At 65.6% G+C, this 19,257-nt stretch carries 19 protein-coding genes; 8 read left to right on the top strand and 11 right to left on the bottom strand.

Going from position 1 to position 19,257, the window contains the following annotated elements; translation table 11 throughout:
• Positions 1-147 precede the first annotated feature (147 nt).
• From rfbA to G9Q80_RS20535, 4 genes are all read left to right on the top strand, one after another.
• A complete protein-coding gene (rfbA, locus tag G9Q80_RS20550; RefSeq protein WP_088715276.1) occupies positions 148-1,023 on the top strand; it encodes a glucose-1-phosphate thymidylyltransferase RfbA in 876 nt (291 codons plus the stop codon).
• On the top strand, positions 1,020-1,802 hold the full coding sequence (locus G9Q80_RS20545) for an enoyl-CoA hydratase-related protein (protein ID WP_088715277.1): 783 nt from the start codon (positions 1,020-1,022) through the stop codon (positions 1,800-1,802). The genes rfbA and G9Q80_RS20545 overlap by 4 nt, the downstream gene beginning before the upstream one ends.
• A complete protein-coding gene (locus G9Q80_RS20540) occupies positions 1,802-2,320 on the top strand; it encodes a thioesterase family protein (protein ID WP_088715278.1) in 519 nt (172 codons plus the stop codon). Before G9Q80_RS20545 ends, G9Q80_RS20540 begins: the two co-directional genes overlap by 1 nt.
• A gap of 62 nt (positions 2,321-2,382) precedes the next feature.
• Positions 2,383-3,351: an SMP-30/gluconolactonase/LRE family protein gene (locus tag G9Q80_RS20535; RefSeq protein WP_088715279.1), complete on the top strand. Its 969-nt coding sequence runs from the start codon at positions 2,383-2,385 to the stop codon at positions 3,349-3,351.
• Positions 3,352-3,487: 136 nt separating this feature from the next.
• Here G9Q80_RS20535 and G9Q80_RS20530 read toward each other — a convergent pair whose 3' ends face one another.
• The 4 genes from G9Q80_RS20530 to G9Q80_RS20515 all read right to left on the bottom strand — a co-directional run bounded on the left by G9Q80_RS20530 (position 3,488) and on the right by G9Q80_RS20515 (position 7,271).
• On the bottom strand, positions 3,488-4,474 hold the full coding sequence (locus G9Q80_RS20530) for an ABC transporter substrate-binding protein (RefSeq protein ID WP_088715280.1): 987 nt from the start codon (positions 4,472-4,474) through the stop codon (positions 3,488-3,490).
• A 53-nt stretch (positions 4,475-4,527) separates the two neighbouring features.
• A complete protein-coding gene (locus tag G9Q80_RS20525; RefSeq protein WP_088669667.1) occupies positions 4,528-5,379 on the bottom strand; it encodes an ABC transporter permease in 852 nt (283 codons plus the stop codon).
• Positions 5,376-6,296: an ABC transporter permease gene (locus G9Q80_RS20520; RefSeq protein WP_232788214.1), complete on the bottom strand. Its 921-nt coding sequence runs from the start codon at positions 6,294-6,296 to the stop codon at positions 5,376-5,378. The genes G9Q80_RS20525 and G9Q80_RS20520 overlap by 4 nt, the downstream gene beginning before the upstream one ends.
• A 153-nt stretch (positions 6,297-6,449) precedes the next feature.
• Positions 6,450-7,271, bottom strand: coding sequence for an ABC transporter ATP-binding protein (locus tag G9Q80_RS20515; RefSeq protein ID WP_416045626.1), 822 nt, complete (start codon positions 7,269-7,271; stop codon positions 6,450-6,452).
• A 79-nt stretch (positions 7,272-7,350) separates the two neighbouring features.
• On the opposite strand from G9Q80_RS20515, the gene G9Q80_RS20510 reads away from it, so the two are divergent.
• Positions 7,351-7,749: a cupin domain-containing protein gene (locus G9Q80_RS20510; RefSeq protein WP_088715282.1), complete on the top strand. Its 399-nt coding sequence runs from the start codon at positions 7,351-7,353 to the stop codon at positions 7,747-7,749.
• A gap of 11 nt (positions 7,750-7,760) precedes the next feature.
• On the opposite strand, the gene G9Q80_RS20505 is transcribed toward G9Q80_RS20510, so the two are convergent.
• The 4 genes from G9Q80_RS20505 to G9Q80_RS20490 form a co-directional block, all read right to left on the bottom strand.
• The gene (locus tag G9Q80_RS20505) at positions 7,761-8,183 is read right to left on the bottom strand and encodes a VOC family protein (RefSeq protein ID WP_088715283.1); all 423 of its coding nucleotides are present in this window, start codon (positions 8,181-8,183) and stop codon (positions 7,761-7,763) included.
• 370 nt (positions 8,184-8,553) lie between these two features.
• Positions 8,554-10,011, bottom strand: a complete 1,458-nt coding sequence (hydA, locus tag G9Q80_RS20500; RefSeq protein WP_088715284.1) for a dihydropyrimidinase — start codon at positions 10,009-10,011, stop codon at positions 8,554-8,556.
• A 58-nt stretch (positions 10,012-10,069) separates the two neighbouring features.
• Positions 10,070-10,351 (bottom strand): GIY-YIG nuclease family protein, encoded by a 282-nt coding sequence (locus G9Q80_RS20495; RefSeq protein WP_088715285.1) that lies wholly within the window; start codon positions 10,349-10,351, stop codon positions 10,070-10,072.
• 129 nt (positions 10,352-10,480) lie between these two features.
• The gene (locus G9Q80_RS20490; RefSeq protein WP_088715286.1) at positions 10,481-11,731 is read right to left on the bottom strand and encodes a Zn-dependent hydrolase; all 1,251 of its coding nucleotides are present in this window, start codon (positions 11,729-11,731) and stop codon (positions 10,481-10,483) included.
• 149 nt (positions 11,732-11,880) lie between these two features.
• On the opposite strand from G9Q80_RS20490, the gene G9Q80_RS20485 reads away from it, so the two are divergent.
• Positions 11,881-12,516, top strand: a complete 636-nt coding sequence (locus G9Q80_RS20485; RefSeq protein WP_088715287.1) for a TetR family transcriptional regulator C-terminal domain-containing protein — start codon at positions 11,881-11,883, stop codon at positions 12,514-12,516.
• 195 nt (positions 12,517-12,711) lie between these two features.
• On the opposite strand, the gene preA is transcribed toward G9Q80_RS20485, so the two are convergent.
• The 3 genes from preA to G9Q80_RS20470 all read right to left on the bottom strand — a co-directional run bounded on the left by preA (position 12,712) and on the right by G9Q80_RS20470 (position 16,279).
• A complete protein-coding gene (gene preA / locus G9Q80_RS20480) occupies positions 12,712-14,016 on the bottom strand; it encodes an NAD-dependent dihydropyrimidine dehydrogenase subunit PreA (RefSeq protein ID WP_088715288.1) in 1,305 nt (434 codons plus the stop codon).
• Between the two features lie 90 nt (positions 14,017-14,106).
• Entirely contained in the window at positions 14,107-15,435 is a 1,329-nt protein-coding gene (locus tag G9Q80_RS20475) for an NAD(P)-dependent oxidoreductase (protein ID WP_088715289.1), read from the bottom strand.
• A gap of 175 nt (positions 15,436-15,610) precedes the next feature.
• The gene (locus tag G9Q80_RS20470) at positions 15,611-16,279 is read right to left on the bottom strand and encodes an OmpA family protein (protein ID WP_074621218.1); all 669 of its coding nucleotides are present in this window, start codon (positions 16,277-16,279) and stop codon (positions 15,611-15,613) included.
• A 252-nt stretch (positions 16,280-16,531) separates the two neighbouring features.
• Here G9Q80_RS20470 and G9Q80_RS20465 point away from each other — a divergent pair, with 252 nt between their 5' ends.
• A complete protein-coding gene (locus tag G9Q80_RS20465; protein ID WP_157903831.1) occupies positions 16,532-17,746 on the top strand; it encodes a trypsin-like serine peptidase in 1,215 nt (404 codons plus the stop codon).
• A complete protein-coding gene (locus G9Q80_RS20460) occupies positions 17,746-19,257 on the top strand; it encodes an SH3 domain-containing protein (RefSeq protein ID WP_088715291.1) in 1,512 nt (503 codons plus the stop codon). The genes G9Q80_RS20465 and G9Q80_RS20460 overlap by 1 nt, the downstream gene beginning before the upstream one ends.

The raw sequence follows: 19,257 nt of genomic DNA, 5'->3' as shown, positions 1-19,257 counted from the left end.
TGCAGAGTTCGACGCCCTTTTAACCAAGTCAGGCGGCAACAGTAAGGCGCAAGCGGGGCGTCAGGGCACTGATTGTTTCCCCTTTCGCCACACTCTTGACAGAGTGGGGGGGCACTAGGGCGGAACACAGGGATTTCAGGGGGTCGCATGACCAGGCGCAAGGGCATCATTCTGGCGGGCGGATCGGGCACACGGCTGTACCCGATCACGATGGGTATCTCGAAACAGCTGGTGCCGATCTACGACAAGCCGATGATCTTCTACCCCCTCTCGGTGCTGATGCTGACCGGCATCCGCGAGATCTGCATCATCACCACGCCGCAGGACCAGGACCAGTTCCGCAGCACGCTGGGTGATGGCAGCCAGTGGGGACTTTCGCTGGACTACGTGGTGCAGCCCTCTCCGGACGGGCTGGCACAGGCCTATCTGCTGGCCGAATCCTTTCTCAATGGCGCGCCCTCGGCGATGGTGCTGGGGGACAACATCTTTTTTGGCCACGGGCTGCCGGAACAGCTGCGCACTGCCGATGCGCAAGAGGCGGGCGGCACGGTCTTCGGCTACCGGGTCGCCGATCCGGAACGCTACGGCGTGGTGGACTTCGGCCCCGATGGCACGGTGCGCTCGATCATCGAGAAGCCGACCAAGGCACCGTCACCCTACGCGGTCACCGGGCTCTATTTCCTCGACGGCAGCGCGCCGGACCGGGCGCGCGCGGTTGCCCCCTCGGCACGTGGAGAGCTGGAAATCACGTCGCTCCTGGAGATGTACCTGCACGAAGGGCTGCTCAACGTGCAGCAGATGGGGCGCGGCTATGCCTGGCTGGACACCGGCACGCATGGCTCGCTCCTGGATGCGGGCAATTTCGTCCGCACCCTGTCGGAACGGCAGGGCCAGCAGGTTGGCTGCCCCGAAGAGATCGCCTATCAACAGGGCTGGATAGATGCGGATGCCTTGATGGAACGCGCCCGCATGTTCGGAAAATCCGGCTACGGCGCCTACCTGGCGCGACTGGTAGAGACATGAGCGATGTGACGACAGAGCGGCGCGGGCGCGTGCTGCTGGTGACTTTGGACCGGCCCAAGGCCAACGCGATCGACGCCGCCACCAGCATCGCGCTGGGTGAGGCGTTTCGCTGCCTGCAAGAGGACGACACGCTCTCCGTCGGCATCGTGACCGGGGGCGGTGAACGCTTCTTTTCCGCCGGCTGGGATCTCAAGGCCGCCGCCGAAGGCGAGGCGGCGGATGCGTATCAGGGCGTCGGCGGCTTCGCCGGGCTGACCGAATACTGGGACCTGACCAAACCCGTCATCGCCGCCGTCAACGGGCTGGCGCTGGGCGGCGGGTTCGAACTGGCGCTGGCGGCGGACATGATCGTCGCCGCCGATCACGCCGAGTTTGCCCTGCCCGAGGCCACCATCGGCGTCGTGCCCGACAGCGGCGGGGTGATCCGCCTGCCGCGCCGCCTGCCGCGCGCGGTGGCGATGGAAATGCTGATGACCGGCCGCCGCGCCGGGGCCGAAGAGCTGCACCGCTGGGGCGTCGTCAATACCGTGGTGCCCGCGGATCGGCTTATGGACGCCGCGCTGGAGCTGGCAAACCGTGTCGCCGCCTCCGCGCCGCTCTCGCTGCAGGCGATCAAGGAAATCGACCGCGCCACCGACGGGCTGGGCGAGTGCGCAGCCTTTGACCGCATGCGCGCCGGCAACCTCTCTGCCTACGGGCGCGTCTACGCCAGCGAGGACGCCATAGAGGGCATCGCCTCGGTTTCCGAAAAGCGCGACCCGGTCTGGAAGGGCCGCTGATGCTGGAGACCGAAACCTTCCTGCACGATTGGACAGGAGAGATCGCGGCCCCTCTGACCCTTGTCCGCAATAGGGTCAAACCCGAGTGGGTGGACGAATACCGCCACCTGAACATGGCCCACTACCTGACCATCTGCGACCAGGCAAACTGGGCCTTCTGGAACTGGATCAACGCGCCCTTGCAGAGCATCGAGGCGCGGGCGGGCCATGAATACGCCATCGTGGAAAACCACGTCACCTATACCGGCGAACTGGCCGAAGGCGCGGCGTTTTCCATCCAGACGCAGCTTCTGGACCTCGATGCCAAGCGGTTCGTCCTCTTCCACCGCGTGCTGAACGCCGATGGCAGGCCAAGCGCCACCAACGAGGCCAAGATGCTGGGCTTCAACCTCGACACCCGCCGCGCCGAGGCCTGGCAGCCGCAGGTCACCGAAAGGCTGGCGCAGGTGCTGGCGGCACATCGCGCGCTGGGCACCCCGCCCGAGGCCGGGCAGGGGATCGCGCTGAAGCACCGCTGAGGCTTTACAATCGCGCGGCCACGCCCGAGTTTCGTCTCCACGTCAGCAGGAGGAGACGACAGGTGAGCGACAAGGACCTATTCCCGAACGGCTGGGCGCCGACGACGCGCTATCCCGACCCGGCGGTGCAATCGCTCGATCCCGCCTTCGACAAGTACCGCCTGCCGCTGGCGGGGGTCGAACGGCTGGCGACGGGCCTGCGCTGGGCCGAAGGCCCGGTCTGGTTCGGCGACGCCCGCCACCTCCTGTGGAGCGACATCCCCAACAACCGCATCATGCGCTGGACCGAGGAAACGGGCGCCGTCAGCGAATACCGCGCGCCGTCGAACTACGCCAACGGCCACACGCGCGACCGGCAGGGGCGGCTGATCTCCTGCGAACATGGAACGCGGCGCATCACCCGCACCGAACATGATGGCACGATCACGGTGCTGATGGACAGGTTCGACGGCAAGCGCCTGAACTCGCCCAACGACATCATCGTGAAATCAGACGGCTCGATCTGGTTCTCCGACCCGGTGTTCGGCATCCTCGGAAACTACGAGGGTTACCGTTCTGACCCCGAACTGCCCGAGGCGGTCTACCGGCTGGACCCGGAAACGGGGCAGGCCTCCCTGGTGGCCGACGGCATCCTTGGGCCCAACGGCCTGTGCTTTTCGCCGGACGAAAGCCTCCTCTACATCGTCGAATCCCGCGGCACGCCCAACCGCAAGATCCTGGCCTGTGACGTCGGCGCGGACGGGCAGAGCCTGTCCAACCGTCGCGTTCAGATCGACGCGGGGGCAGGCACGCCGGACGGGATGCGCTGTGATGTGGACGGCAACCTCTGGTGCGGCTGGGGCATGGGCGATCCCGGTCTCGACGGGGTCATGGTCTTCGCCCCCGACGGGCGCCCCATCGGGCGCATCGCCCTGCCGGAACGCTGCGCCAATGTCTGCTTCGGCGGGCGCGCCAACAGCCGCCTGTTCATGGCCGCCTCGCAATCTCTCTACGCGCTCTACGTCAACGTCGCGGGCGTCAAGGGCGGCTAGGCCACACCGGGACTACGCAAGTTTCTTTGGGCCGAAAATACCTCCGGGGGTTTGGGGGCAGAGCCCCCAACGCGCCCAAAAGCGAAAAGCCGCGGAAACGCGGCTTTTCTCAACTCTTCAACGCAGGGGCCGGGACTCAGTCCAGCGCCGCATCCGTGATGACATGGGTCCAGGCGCCTTCCGGCTCCTTGGTGATCACCGGGTCGGACCCGCCGGCCAAAAGCGTATCCACGGTCCGCTGGTAATCCGCCGGGTCCAGCGCGCCGTTCGATCCGGCCGTCAGCTTGGCGACCTCGCCCATCATGCGGATCTGGTGGCCCTCGGTCTGGGCGCCGGTCTCGTCATAGTCCAGCACGATCATCGCCGCGTCCTCGGGGTTCTCTTCGGCCCATTTCCAGCCTTTCATCGAGGCGGCCACGAACCGCGCCATCTTGTCGACGTACGCGGGATCCTCGAGGTTCTCCTCCAGCACATAAAGGCCGTCTTCCAGCATCGCCACGCCCTGATCCTCGTATTTGAAGGTGATCAGTTCGGACGGGTCCACGCCCGCGTCGATCACCTGCCAGTACTCGTTGTAGGTCATGGTGCTGATGCAATCCGCCTGGCGCTGCAGCAGCGGGTCGACGTTGAAGCCCTGCTTCAGCACCTCGACCGAGCCTTCGGCCTTGCCGTCGGTGGCGATGTCCAGCTGGCTCATCCAGGCGAGGAAGGGGAATTCGTTGCCGAAGAACCAGACCCCCAGTGTGCGGTTGTCCAGGTCGGCGGGTGCGGAAATCCCGGCGTCCTTCCAACAGGTCAGCATCATGCCCGAGGATTTGAACGGCTGGGCGATATTGACCAGCGGCAGGCCGTTTTCGCGGGCCGAGAGCGCCGCCGGCATCCATTCCACGATCACGTCGGCACCGCCGCCCGCGATCACCTGCGTCGGCGCGATGTCCGGCCCGCCGGGCAGGATCGTCACGTCAAGGTCGGCCTCTTCGTAATAGCCGTTTTCCAGCGCCACGTAATAGCCCGCGAACTGCGCCTGCGTGACCCATTTCAGCTGCAGCGTGACCTCGTCCGCCGCCAGCGCGGGGCTGGCCAGCCCCAGGGCCGCAACGGCGGCGATCCATGTCTGTTTCATCTTCAGTACCTCCTTGGTGCCTAGTGTCTTGTGGCCGGTTTTGTCCGGTCCGGTTATCGGCCGCCCCGGTGCGAGGCGTGCCAGAATGTCATGCGGCGTTCGGCCAGGGCCACGAGCCCGTAGAACACCGTCCCCGAGAGCGCCGACACGAGGATGGCCGACCAGACCATCCCGAGGTCAAGCTGGCCGATGCTGGTCGAGATGCGAAAGCCAAGGCCCAGCGTCGGGCTGCCGAAGAACTCGGCAACGATGGCCCCGATCAGCGCCAGCGTCGAGCAGATCTTGAGCCCGTTGAAGACAAAGGGCAGGGCGGCGGGCAGGCGCAAGGTCCACAGCGTCTGACCCCAGGTCGCGGCATAGGTCCGCATCAGGTCGCGCTGCATCGCGGTGGTCTCCGACAGGCCGGCGACCGTGTTCACCAGCATCGGGAAATAGACCATCAGAACGACCACCGCCGCCTTGGACTGCCAGCCAAAGCCGAACCACATCACCAGGATCGGCGCGGTGCCGACGATGGGCAGGGCGGCCATGAAGTTGCCCAGCGGCAGCAACCCGCGTCGCAGGTAGTCCGAGCGGTCGACCAGCAGCGCGGTCACAAAGGCCGCGCCGCATCCGAAGATATAGCCTGACAACGCCCCCTTGAGGATCGTCTGCACGAAATCGCCCCAAAGCGTACCAAGGTTCTCGGCAAAGCTGGCCGCGATCAGCGAGGGCGGCGGCAGGATCACGGTCGAGACCTGCATGCCCCGCACGATCAGCTCCCACATGCCAAGGATGGTCAGGCCGAAGATCAGCGGCACCGCAAGGCGCACAGCGCCGGTATCCCGCGCAGGCCCGTTCGCCAGCACGACGTTCACGCCAAAGCCCACCGCCCAGAGCAGGACTGCGAAAATCACCAGCGTCATGGCATCATCCCCATCCTGCGCAGCGTGCGCCTTTCCAGGGCCGCGATGGCATAGACCAGCAGCGCCGCCAGCGCCGCCGCCACCAAGAGCGCGGCCCAGATCTGCGCTGTCTGGCCATAGTAGCTGCCCGCCAGCATCCGCGCGCCTAGCCCGCCTTTCTGCACCGGCAGTTCCCCGACGATGGCGCCCACAAGGCTGGCCGCGATGGCGATCTTGAGCGAGGCAAAGAGGTAGGGGATGGACGAGGGCAGGCGCAGCTTCGTCAGCACCGAGGTGGTCGGCGCGCTATAGGTGCGCATCAGGTCCATCTGCATGGCGTCCGGGCTGCGCAGCCCTTTCACCATGCCCACGACCACCGGGAAGAAAGAGAGATAGGCCGAGATCACCGCCTTGGGGATCAGCCCCTGCACCCCGATGGAATAAAGCACCACGATGATCATCGGCGCCAGCGCCACGATGGGGATGGTCTGGCTGACGATGGCCCAGGGCATCACGCTCATGTCCATGACGCGGGAATGCACGATCCCCACCGCCAGGCCCACGCCCAGCAGGGCGCCGATCAGGAAGCCCAGGAAGGTGGCGTTCAGCGTCACCAGCGCGTGGTAAACCAGGCTGCGGTTCGACAGCGTCCCCGACCGCACGATCCCGCGCCGCCCGTTCAGCTCTTCGTCGATGGTCGAGTCGTAAAGCTCCACCAGCACCTGATGCGGCGCGGGCAGTTTCGGACGGTCCGAGCTCCAGCTGTCCCCAAGCGCATGGGTGTTGCGAAGGACCAGAGCCCAGTTGCCCATGTCGCGCCGGTCCACGGCGGAGGGCGGGGACACCTCGACGCCCGCACGTTCCGCCGCTGTCAGCACCTCCTTGACGTTCATCGGGACGACGGCAACGTACCAGATCGCCAGGAGGGCCAGCACCATGCCCAGCACAGGCGGCAGACGCAGCCAGCGGGGCCAACCCGTCCCGGCGGTGGCTCCGGCCTTCGGATCGCTCGCCTCAGCCATGCGTTCCCTCCCGGCGCGGGGCGAGCTTGTTCCGGGTCAGGCCCGGGACGGGAATGCGCTGCGTGACCCTCATTCCTCGTACCCCGCGCGCAGCCCCTCGCGCACGCGGTGCGCGATCTCGATGAATTCCGGCGTGTCGCGGATGTCCAACGGGCGCTCCTTGGGCAGGGGGCTTTCGATCACGTCGGTGATCCGGCCCGGACGCGGACTCATCACGACGATATGCGTCGACAGGTAGACCGCCTCGGGGATCGAGTGGGTCACGAACCCGATGGTCTTTTCCGTCTTGTCCCAGAGCTTCAGCAATTCCTCGTTCAGCCGGTCGCGCACGATCTCATCGAGCGCGCCAAAGGGTTCGTCCATCAAGAGGATGTCTGCATCGAATGCCAGCGCCCTTGCAATTGACGCACGTTGCTGCATGCCTCCGGACAGCTGCCAAGGGAATTTCTTTTCAAAACCCGACAATTCCACAAGCTCCAGCACCCGCGCCACGCGCTCTGCCTGTTCGGCCCGGGAATAGCCCATGATCTCCAGCGGCAGCGCGATGTTGCGCCCGATGGTTCGCCAGGGGTACAGACCGGCGGCCTGAAAGACATAGCCATAGGCACGCGCCCGGCGCGCCTCGTCCGGGGTCATGCCATTCACCGTCAGGCTGCCGCCGGTGGGATGCTCCAGCGCCGCGATACAGCGCAGGAAGGTCGTCTTGCCACAGCCCGAGGGGCCGATGAAGCTGACGAAACTGCCCTTGGCGATGTCCAGGCTGACGTCTTTCAGCGCATGCACCGGCCCGTCATTCGTCTGAAAGGTCAGGTCGAGGTGGTCCGCCCGGATGACGGGGGCAGTGGTGGCGGTTTCCGCCTCCGGCCAGTTCTTTATTTCTTCATCGCTCAACACGCGTGATCCTTGTTTGGCGAAGCGGCAGGGCCGCTGTAGGCTGGACATTCAGGATGTTGGATACCGGGGATCTACCATGACCGACTGCAAAAAGCTGCGCCCGGGGGGCACATATGACGGCAAGCAGGGTTTTTCCTATTTCGAGGGCATCGCGAAGGAGACCGCAGGCGCGCAGGGGATCTGCATGCACCTGCTGACGGTCCCGCCGGGCGGGCGGGCCAGGGCGCATAAACATGCGACCCATGAGACCGCGATCTATGTCATTTCCGGCGGGGCGAAAATGTACTGGGGCGAGCGGCTGGAACATTGCATGGAGACGGGGCCGGGCGACATGATCTACATCCCGGCGGATGTGCCGCATCTGCCGCTGAACGACGGGGACGAACCCGCCGTGGCGGTGATCGCCCGCACCGACCCGCATGAACAGGAATCCGTGGTCCTGCTGCCCGAGCTGGAGGCGCTGGTTCCGGCCTGACGCGGGCACGCTCATTCCGGCATCTCCCAAAGAGCGGGGTCCGCGAATTCCACGCTGTTGCCCGCCGGATCCCGCACATAGACGGATCGCGGCCCGTGCGGCCAGTTGAAATCGCTTTCAATCGCGATGCCGTTATCCGTCAAGTGTGCGACCATCGCGTCCAGATCCGCCCCTGGCACAGAGAAACACAAGTGCCCCGGTCCGCGCGCCCCATGCGGCGGCACGGGCAGGGCGCCCGGCTTGGGCGGCTGCTCCGTGGCCTCCGCGATGAAGGCCAGCACGACCGATGTGCCGCAGCGAAAGAAGACATGCCGCCCCTCGACCCGGATGATCTTTTCCAGCCCAAGGAGATCGCCATAGAACTCCTCGGCGGCGTCGAGGTCATCGACGTAGATGGCGGCTTCGAGGACGCCGGAGAGGGCGGGGGCGGTCATCGGGCCTCCCTCGGCGAAAGGAGATCTCGGCGTGCCCAAAACCGCCAAGCCAGCCAGATAATGGCCGCGACGGCCACTGGTCCAAGAAAGTACAGGTAAAACCTGTCAATCATGCCCCCCGGAGCGTCACAATTGAAAACCATTTGTCCTTCACCACCCGAACCAAGTTCCGGCGGGACGAACGTTGGCGGTTGGCTGCAGTGGATCAAGCCGGAAATGATGTTCTGAACAAGGGAACCCGCAGCCAGAACGGCAAGGCCAATCGACACCCAGACATGCAACCAGCGACGCGATGCCCACATCAAGGCCCATGCCAAGCCGACATATAGCGCCAGCGTGACCACCAAGGATATGAGCATCGCACCAAGCATCACACCCCGCTCGCCGGGATGCCGGTGCGCGTCACCGGGCGCGGCGCGGTCAGTTCCTTCCACTTCGACAGCGCCTTGTTCGTGGGCGTGCCCGGTGTCCGTTTGACGAACTCACCATGCCCTTCGCGCGACCGCAGTTCGCCGTCGTGCACGGCCACATGGCCCCGCGTCAGGGTAAAGCGCGGCAGGCCCTTGACCTGTTTGCCCTCGAAGACGTTGTAGTCAATCGCAGAGACCTGGCTGGCGGCACTGATGATCTTTTCCTTTTCCGGGTCCCAGACCACGATATCCGCGTCAGATCCCACCCGGATCGCCCCCTTGCGGGGGTAGCAGTTCAGGATCTTGGCGATATTGGTCGAGGTCATGGCGACGAATTCCTCGGGCGTCAGGCGCCCGGTGCCCACCCCATGCGTCCAGAGCATCGGCAGCCGGTCCTCAAGCCCGCCGGTGCCGTTGGGGATCTTGGTGAAATCGCCCACGCCATAGCGTTTCTGATCGGTGGTGAAGGCGCAGTGATCCGTCGCCACGACCGACAGAGAGCCGGACATCAGCCCGTGCCACAGGCTTTCCTGGTGTTTCTGGTTGCGGAAGGGCGGCGACATCACGCGGCGCGCGGCATGGTCCCAGTCCTTGTTGAAATACTCGCTTTCATCCAGCGTCAGGTGCTGGATCAGCGGCTCGCCCCAGACGCGCTTGCCCTGCTGGCGCGCGCGCCGGATCGCCTCATGCGCCTCTTCGCAGGAGACATGCACGATATAAAGCGGCACACCGGCCATGTCCGCGATCATGATTGCGCGGTTGGCGGCCTCGCCCTCGACCTGCGGCGGGCGCGAATAGGCATGCGCCTCGGGTCCGGTGTTGCCCTCCGCCAGCAGCTTTTGCGACAGGTCCGCCACCACGTCGCCGTTCTCGGCGTGGACAAGGGCGATCCCGCCCAGCTCGCCGACGCGCTGGAAGCTGGCGAACATCTCGTCGTCCTGCACCATCAGCGCGCCCTTGTAGGCCATGAAGTGCTTGAAGGTGGTGATGCCGCGATCCTCGACGACGGTCTTCATCTCGTTGAAGATCTGCTCGCCCCACCAGGTCACCGCCATGTGGTAGGAATAGTCGCAATGTGCGCGGCCGGACTTGTTGTCCCACATCTGCAGCGCGTCCAGCAGGCCCTGGCCGTCGGGCGAGGGCAGGGCAAAATCCACCACCATCGTCGTCCCGCCGGCCAGTGCCGCCCGGGTGCCGCTGTCGAAATCATCGCTGGAATAGGTGCCCATGAAGGGCATTTCCAGGTGCGTGTGCGGGTCGATCCCGCCCGGCATGACGTAACAGCCGGTGGCGTCCAGCTCCTCGTCGCCTTTCAGGTTCTCGCCGATCTCGGTGATGAGGCCGTACTCGACCAGCACGTCGCCCTTGTAGCTGAGATCCGCCGTGACGATGGTGCCGTTCTTGATGACTGTGCTCATGTGTTTGTCTCCCTGGTGTATTCCGCCCCGGCCCTGAGCCGGGGCCGCGCCCCGGACATCAAGGGATGGCGTGTATCATGTCCTGCCAGTTCGGGTTGAACTCGGTGATCAACTGGTCTTTCCATGCGCGTCGCCACCGTTTCAGGCGGCGTTCCCGGCGCAAGGAACTCTCGAATTCCGCGTGTTCCTCGAACCAGACCAGTGTGTGGATACCATATCGTGCCGTATGTACGGAAAGCCCGGCGCGATGTGTCGCGACGCGGTCGCGCAGGTTGGTGCTGCGACCGATGTAGAGTGCGCCCCCCGGACGAGCGGCCATGATGTAGACGAAATGAGGCACCTGTCCTGAGTGCCGAATTTCGGTAAACAAAGTGTAAACCCCGCCCCGGCCTCCGCGCCGGGGCCTCGCCGGCTCGGAACGGCAGAAGGTCCCGGATCAAGTCCGGGACGGGGTCTCCGGTCCGCGGTGTCACTCCACGATCTCCGCCGTCTCCACCACCGCGTGGAACAGCACATCCGCCCCCGCCTTGGCCCAGTCCTTGGAAATCTCCTCGGCCTCGTTGTGGCTGAGGCCATCCACGCAGGGGCACATCACCATGGCCGTCGGCGCGACCCGGTTGATCCAGCAGGCGTCATGCCCGGCGCCAGAGATGATGTTGCGGTGCGAATAGCCCAGCCGCTCCGCCGCGTTCCGGATCGCCGCAACACAGCCCTCGTCGAAATCCACCGGGTCGAAGCCACCGACCTTCTCGAAGTCCACTTCCAGCCCCATGTGGGTGCAGATCTCCTCTGCCGCCGCCTTCAGCCGCGCCTCCATGTCCTTGATCACCGCCAGTTCGGGCGACCGGAAATCGACGGTGAACACCGCCTTGCCGGGGATCACGTTGCGCGAGTTCGGGTAGACGTCGATATGGCCCGCCGCGCCCACCGCATGCGGCGCATGGCTCAGCGCGATTTCCTCGACCTTCTCGAGGATGCGGGCCATTGCCAGCCCTGCGTTCTTGCGCATCGGCATCGGGGTCGAGCCGGTATGCGCATCCTTGCCCGTCACCGTCACCTGGGTCCACGACAGCCCCTGGCCATGCGTGACCACGCCCACGTCCACGCCCTCGGCCTCGAGGATCGGACCCTGTTCGATGTGCAGTTCGAAAAAGGCATGCATCTTGCGCGCGCCGACCTCCTCGTCGCCCTTCCAGCCGATCCGTACCAGTTCGTCGCCGAAGGACTTGCCCTCGGCATCCTCGCGCGCATAGGCCCAGTCCTGCTCATGCACCCCGGCAAAGACACCCGAGGACAGCATGGCCGGGGCAAACCGCGTGCCTTCCTCGTTGGTCCAGTTGGTCACGACGATCGGGTGTTTCGTCTTGATGTCCAGGTCGTTCAGCGTCCGGATCAGCTCCAGCCCGCCCAGCACCCCCAGCACGCCATCGTATTTGCCGCCGGTCGGCTGCGTGTCCAGGTGAGAGCCCACGTAGACCGGCAGCGCGTCGGGGTCGGTTCCCTCGCGGCGGGCGAACATGTTGCCCATCGTGTCCAGCCCCATCGTGCAGCCGGCCTCTTCGCACCAGCGCTGGAACAGGGCGCGCCCCTCGCCATCGGCGTCGGTCAGGGTCTGGCGGTTGTTGCCCCCGGCGACCCCGGGGCCGATTTTGGCCATCTCCATCAGGCTGTCCCACAGCCGGTCGGCATTGATGGTCATGTTTGCAGCAGGTGCGGCCATGTCGTATCTCCCCGTGAAATTCCCCGTCTCTCGCGGGTGTTCCGATTTGACCAACCGGTCAAATCAACGCTACCAGAGGGAAGGAGTCAGTCAAGCGTCCTGCCGTCAATTCCGGCAGATGCTGTTAAATAGGGCAGGGGCGCGTGGCCATGATCGGAAAATCGGCATCGGAACAAAGTGGAAAAGCCGCGCCGCAGACCCGTATCCAACGGGCCAAGCGCGAGGCGATCCTCGAGGCCGGGCTGACGGTCTTTTCCGAGGCCGGGTTCCGCGGCGCCACGCTGGATCGGATCGCCAGCGAGGCGGGCCTGTCGAAACCCAACCTGCTCTACTACTACCCTTCCAAGGAGGCGATCTACGAGGCGCTTCTGCGCGGTCTGCTGGAAACCTGGCTGGACCCCCTGCAGGCCATCGACCCAATGGGCGAGCCGGTCGAGGAACTGCTTGGCTACGTGCGCCGCAAGCTGCAGATGTCGCGGGATTTCCCGCGCCAAAGCCGGCTCTTCGCCAACGAGATCGTGCAGGGCGCGCCCCGGATCATGCCCGTGCTCGAGGGCGAGCTGCGCGGCATGGTCGACAGGCTGTCGATGGTGATCGAGGGCTGGATTGCCGAGGGGCGGCTGGCGCCGGTCGACCCGCGCCACCTGATGTTCTCCGTCTGGTCGCTGACCCAGCACTATGCGGATTTCGACGTGCAGGTGCGTGCCGTGCTGAACGCGGACGACCCCTATCCCGGGGCCGAGACGCATCTCGAACTGTTGTTCCGGCGTTTGTTGACGCCCTGATGGCCCCCGAAGACCGGACAACGCATTCCGGGCCGGGCCGTTGAGGGGGCGCTGCCCCCGTCTCCCTGCGGTCGACTCCCCCGGAGGTATTTTTGGCCCAAAGAAACATGGGCGCGGACCGGTGTTTCTTTGGGCCAAAAATACCTCCGGGGTGAATGGCGCCGCAGGCGACAGAGGGGCAGCGCCCCTCCTGCCTTACTCCGCCGCCTTGGCCATCGGGTTGTTCGGATGCGTCGTCCAGTTGGCATAGTCGTCCGACACGGTCTTGCCCGTGCGCGGGTCGGTGCTGCCCGCCGCCATCCGCTCCATGGTGATGCAGTCCTCGACCGGGCAGACATCGATGCACAGGTTGCAGGCCACGCATTCCGCGTCGTTGACCTCGAAGACACGGCCTTCCTTCATCCAGATCGCCTGGTGGCTGGTGTCCTCGCAGGCGGCATAGCAGCGGCCGCACTTGATGCAGGCGTCCTGGTCGATCTTGGCCTTGGTGACGTAGTTCAGGTTCAGGTACTGCCAGTCGGTGACATTGGGCACCGCCTTGCCGATGAACTCGGAGGTCGAACGATAGCCCTTCTCGTCCATCCACTGGCTCAGCCCGCGCTTCATCTCTTCGACGATCCTGAAGCCATAGGTCATGGCCGCCGTGCAGACCTGCACGTTGCCGCAGCCCAGCGCCATGAACTCTGCCGCGTCGCGCCAGGTGGTCACGCCGCCGATGCCGCTGATCGGCAGGCCATGCGTTTCCGGGTTGCGGGCGATTTCCGAGACCATCGACAGGGCGATCGGCTTCACCGCCGGGCCGCAATAGCCGCCGTGGCTGCCCTTGCCGTCAATCGTCGGTTCAGGGGCGAAATTGTCGAGGTCGACCGAGGTGATCGAGTTGATCGTGTTGATCAGGCTCACCGCGTCGGCGCCGCCGTTCTTCGCCGCCGCGGCAGGCTTGCGGATGTCGGTTATGTTGGGGGTCAGCTTCACGATCACCGGCTTGTCGTAGTACTGTTTGCACCAGCGGGTGACCATCTCGATGTATTCCGGCACCTGGCCCACAGCCGAGCCCATGCCGCGTTCGGACATGCCGTGCGGACAGCCGAAGTTCAGCTCGATCCCGTCACAGCCCGTCTCCGCCACGCGCGGTAGGATCGCCTTCCACGATGACTCGTCGCAGGGCACCATGATCGAGGCGATCAGCGCCCGGTCGGGGTAATCCGCCTTCACGCGCGCCATTTCCTCGAGGTTGGTTTCCAGCGGCCGGTCGGTGATCAGCTCGATGTTGTTGATGCCCAGAACCCGCCGGTCGGCGCCGTAGACGACGCCATAGCGCGGGCCGTTCACGTTCACGACGGGCGGGCCCTCTTCGCCGAGGGTCTTCCAGACCACGCCGCCCCAGCCCGCCTCGAAGGCGCGGCGGACGTTGTATTCCTTGTCGGTCGGCGGCGCCGAGGCCAGCCAGAAGGGGTTGGGCGAGGTGATGCCCAGGAAATCGGTTGTCAGATCAGCCATCTCAACGTCTCCATTTGATCCGTCGCGCCCCGGATTTGATCCGGGGCCTCTTGCTTGGGTCGGAGGTCCCGGGGCAGGCCCGGGACGGGGTCACTGCGCCATAAGCGTCGCGTGAATGTCCTCTGCGGCGTCGCGGCCCTCGGCCACGGCGACCACGGTCAGGTCCTCGCCGGGCGTGCAGTCGCCCCCGGCCCAAACCCCCGGAACCGAGGTCCGCCCGGCGCCGTTCACCTTGACCTTGCGGCCCTCCAGGTCCAGCCCGTCGACTGGCGCCAGGGTCTGGCCGATGGCGCGGAACACCTGGTCGGCGGGCAGGCGGATGGTTTCGCCCGTGCCCTGCAGCTTGCCGTCCAGAAGGGCGGTGTATTCCAGCTCGATCTCGCGCACCGCGCCGTTGCCGTGCATGGCGACAGGCATCACGTTGAACATCAGCCGCACGCCTTTGGACGCCGCCAGGTCCTGTTCAAATCCGCTGGCGGGCATTTCCTCGCGCGAGCGGCGATAGGCCAGAGTCACGGTCTCGGCGCCCAGCAGTTTCGACTGCACGGCGGCATCCACGGCGGTCATGCCGCCGCCGATCACCACCACGTTGCGGCCCACCGGCAGGGCGGCCAGGTCGTCGCTCTGCCGCAGGTCGGAGATAAAACGCACCGCGTCCTCGACCCCGGCCTTTTCACCGCCCTCGATCTCCAGCAGGTTCACCCCGGCCAGGCCGACGCCCAGGAACACCGCGTCGAAATTCTCGCGCAGCCCGTCCAGGGACACTTCGACCCCCAGCGCGTTGCGGTACTCGATGGTGATGCCGCCGATGCCCAGCAGCCAATCGACCTCGCGCGCGGCATAGCCGTCCACGGTCTTGTAGGCCGCGATGCCGTATTCGTTCAGCCCGCCGGGCCGGGGCCGCGCCTCGTAGATGGTGACCGCGTGGCCCTTCATCGCCAGCCGGTGCGCGCAGGCCAGTCCCGCGGGGCCGGCGCCCACAACCGCCACGCGCTTGCCGGTCTCGGGGGCGCGGTCAAAGGGGTGGCCCTGCCGCGCCATCAGCGCATCGGTGGAATAGCGTTGCAGCCGCCCGATCTCGACCGGCTTGCCCTCGGCGGTCTCGCGCACGCAGGCCTCTTCGCACAGCGTTTCCGTGGGGCAGACCCGGGCGCACATGCCGCCCAGGATGTTCTGTTCGAAGATCGTCTTGGCCGCCGCCTCCGGCTGGCCGGTGGCGATCTGCCGGATGAACAGCGGGATGTCGATTTCGGTGGGGCAGGCGGTCACGCAGGGCGCGTCGTGGCAGAAATAGCAACGGTCCGCCGCCACCGCCGCCTCGTGCGGGTCGTAAGGCGCGTGAAGATCCTCGAAGTTCCGAGCCAACTGATCCTGGCTGAGGCGCCCGGACTGGATGCCGGGGGTCTGCGGGCTGGTCATGGCCTCTCCCTGTTTTTTTCCTGTTCTGTGGACTCAGCCTGCCACAGGTCGGAATTTTATCAAACGGTAAAATTCTGCCCCGGCCAGAAACCCGCTGTTTTCCCGCCCTCTGCCCACCCGCGCAGCAAAAAGGGGGCCGTCCGGCCCCCTTGTCTTCGGCAGGTCGCCCGGCTGGTCAGGCGCCGGGCACCAGCACCAGCTGAACACGGCGGTTCTCGGCGGCATCCGGCGCGCGCGTGTTCTTGAGATAGTCAAAGCCCACGCCCACCGCCTCGATCTGGCCGGTGCCCAGGCGCATGGTGCCCTGGACATAACGCGCGACGGCATTGGCCCGGCGCTGCGACAGCGCCTTGTTGTAGGCCGCGCCCCCCACCGCGTCGGTGTGGCCGATGAAGATCAGCTTGCTGTCCTTCAGCCGCGGATCGCTGAGCGCATTGGCCAGAGTCGACAGTTTCGCCATCGCCTGCGGCGTCAGCGCGTCCGAATCGTAGGCAAAGAGCACCTCGAGGTCGATGGTGGGCAGCGGTTCGGGCTTTTTCGTGCGGTCCTCGATGGCGATGGCCACGCCGGCCCGGGCCGGCGTGGCCGAGGCCGGCGGCTTGGGCTTGCGCTCGACCACGCCCAGGTTGACCACGTCGTCCAGCGTGAACTTGGCCCCGCCGCCGAATTCGGCGTTGTCGCATGCCGTCGGATCGACAAGGCAATCGCGCATCTCCGCGGCGGCGGCATCCGGCTTGGGCGGATCCCCGAGAGAGAAACTGTCCAGCGTCACGGTCGACTGGGCGAAGGCCACGCCGGGCAGGACCAGCGCGGCGGCGAAAAGGGGAAGGATCGTCTTGGTCATGGCAATATCCAGCGTTGGTCAGAAGGAAAGCAGGTATTTCGGCACGATTGCCAGCTGCACCCGGCTGAGTGTCGTGCCTGGGCCAGGGCGGCAAGGATCAGAATGGGAAATGAACGGTGCATCGCGGCCCCCGGAAAATATGGGGACAAGATACCCGAAATCCCCTGCTTTTTCCACTTACCGCATTTTTTCCAAGCGCGCAGGTAGGGATTTGCTATGCTTCCAACGGATTTGTCTGACCAGAGGATTGCCATGCCCCGCGTTGTCCGCCCGTTTGCCGCTGCCTCTGCCATGGCGCTCTGCCTCCTGCCCGCACAGGCCCCGGCCCAGGACGGGATCCAGAAGGAACTGGCCATCGAGGGCTACAACAACGAGGCGATTCACACCTACGCCGAGAGCTCGGACTTCCGCAGGCTGGGCCGGGGCGTCGGCAAGCTGCAGATCCGGACCGACGCGGGCGAAAACCCCTGCACCGCCTTCCTGGTGGATGCCACCCATATCCTGACCAACTACCATTGCATTCCCGGCGTGCTGGAAGACCCGCGCATCGGCGCCACGGAAATCACCTCGGTCACCTGGATCGCCGGGTTCGTCGAGCCGGGCCGGGACGAGGAAACCGCGCGTTTCACCGTCAACCCGGTCCCGGTCGAAAGCTCGGCAGAATTGGACTATTCCGTGCTCGAGGTGACGGGCGTGCCGACCGACCGCTTTCCGCCCTTGCCGCTGTCCGATGCCCCGCCGGTCGAGGGGATGCCCTTCTGGATCATCGGCCACCCGATGGGCAAGTCGCAGCACATCAGCCGCGAGGGCTGCCGCGCCGCGCGTCCACCGCTGGAAAAGGCGCCCGAGGCCCAGTCGGGGCAGCGGGTGCGCCATACCTGCGATACGCTGGGCGGCAATTCCGGCTCTCCGATCATCGACAGTTCCGCCCGCCGGGTGATTGCCCTGCACAACTCCGGAAACCGCAACGTGGGCATCAACTACGGCATCCCGATGGCCGAGATCCTTGGCCGTTCGAAGGTCCTGAAACCCGCGGCTGCTCCGACGCCCAAACCTCTGCCGATGCTCATGTCGGCCTTTCCCGCCAGTCTCGGCGTGGGTGGGGAACTGTCGCTGGTGGCCGACATGCCCGCCGACTGCACGCCGGCCTTTGTCGACATCTCTCCCAGCCTGCAACTGACGCCGATCCCGCTGGAAGTCTTCGAGAAGGTCGATCTTGGTCCCGGCCAGACCCGCTACCAGGTCACCCCGACCAGCCGCTATGCCGTCGTGGTGCAGGAACAGGACGAAAAGGGCGAACACCGCATCGGCTATCTCTGCAGCAGCAGCGGCGTCAGCGATGCCGAACAGTTGAAATCGGCACTGCGGCTGGTGGTGGCCGACCTGAACAAGGGGCAGCTTTCGGGCAAGGTCACACTCGATGGCGGTACCGTCGACTACGCCTTCAAGAGCTACGTGATCGAGTAATGTGCCTGATCCGCGCGGTCCTCGCCGCGACCCTGACCCTGGTCGGCAGCGCCGCCTTTTCTGCCGAGATCACGCTGCGCGATGACCTGCGCCCGCGGCTGTCACAGCTCTGGCCGATCTACGGCGAGGAAACAAACACTGGCCGCAACCGTCCCGTGGTCCTTCCGGCGGGTGAAGAAGATGGATACTATCCCAACGGTCTTCGGATCATCTCGGTCTCGGGTGTGATTGAACCCGGCGATGCCGAGCGGCTTGCCGCGATGATCCGGGTAGCGGTCCCTGTTCCAGCATTTGTCATCGTCTTCGACAGCCCAGGCGGCAATTTCGCGGAAGGGGTCAAGATCGGTCGCCTGCTGAGCCACTATCGTGAGGGAAATTCTGCTCCGAAGCTGCATGGCGTGATCGTCCTTGACGACGCGGAGTGCATGTCCGCCTGCGCCGTGGCATTCACCTTGGCCGCCAAGCTACGCGATTCCGGTCGGTCGGTGCGCTATGTCGAACAGGGGGCGCAGCTGGGCTTTCACATGCCGTACGTCCCGGTGGACCAGCAAGATCGCCAGACTGAAATCGTTGCCGCGATGGACCTCACCTATCAGATCATGTCGGAATACATTCGTTTGATCGGCAACGGCATCGCGCCCTCGGCGTTGGTGCAGAATGCGCTTCACTACCGCCGCCCCGACGCGTTCTTTCTGTTGCGTGGGGGGCTGGTGACGCGGTTCATGGACTTTGTCCCGGTCGCGGGGCCGAAGGGCGGCACGGCACTTGCGCTTTCTGGCCTGACCCAGCGCGACGCGCTCAACATGTGCCAGTATCTGACCTATTCGCAGGGGCGCGACATGGTCGCCGCCGAATACGAGTTCTGGCCGGTCGACATAGGCAGCGAATTTCCCGATGACACCCCGCTCAAGACTCTTTTCGAAAGATACGGCGATCGCCGGCTGGCCAATGACGGGTGCAGTATCGAGTGGCAGCAGGGCGATACACTGGGCATTGCCGCCTTCGGTGACTGTGGCCGCCGGTCCACCGGCAGCGGATGGTGTGCGGCGCCGCGAAACAACAACGGTTACACCCAGCACCGGGGCGACCTTCCGCGCGCCACTGGCGCCCTGCTTGGGGACAGTCTCGGCTGTCACGGCGGAAACCTGACCACCCGCTATTACCGCTGGGACGCGGGCAACCGGTTCTTCGAAGAGGAAGACCCCGAGGCCTACAGCTGGGTCGGAGAACGCCATGACGCGCCCGAAGCGCCGATCCTGTCGATGGACTGGTCCGGCGCGCGGCTCGAAACCAATCTCAACATCCGCAGCGCGCCCGGCGGCGACCGTCTCGCCCGCTGGTCCGAGGGCACCCCGGTCGAGGTGCTGGACTGCACCCTTTCCGCGGACGGGCAGGGGGTCTGGTACCAGCTCCGCAGTGCCGGGCAGACCGGCTGGGCCAGCGCCCGCTACGTCGAGGTGCCGGCGCTTGCGGGATGGGATCTGATGATCCGGCCGGTCGGGTTCGAATAA

It is taken from the genome of Mameliella sp. LZ-28, from assembly GCF_012274245.1.
Lineage (GTDB): Bacteria > Pseudomonadota > Alphaproteobacteria > Rhodobacterales > Rhodobacteraceae > Antarctobacter > Antarctobacter albus.
Note: the sequence above shows the minus strand (reverse complement) of the source record. Positions and strands in the feature narration are given on the sequence as shown.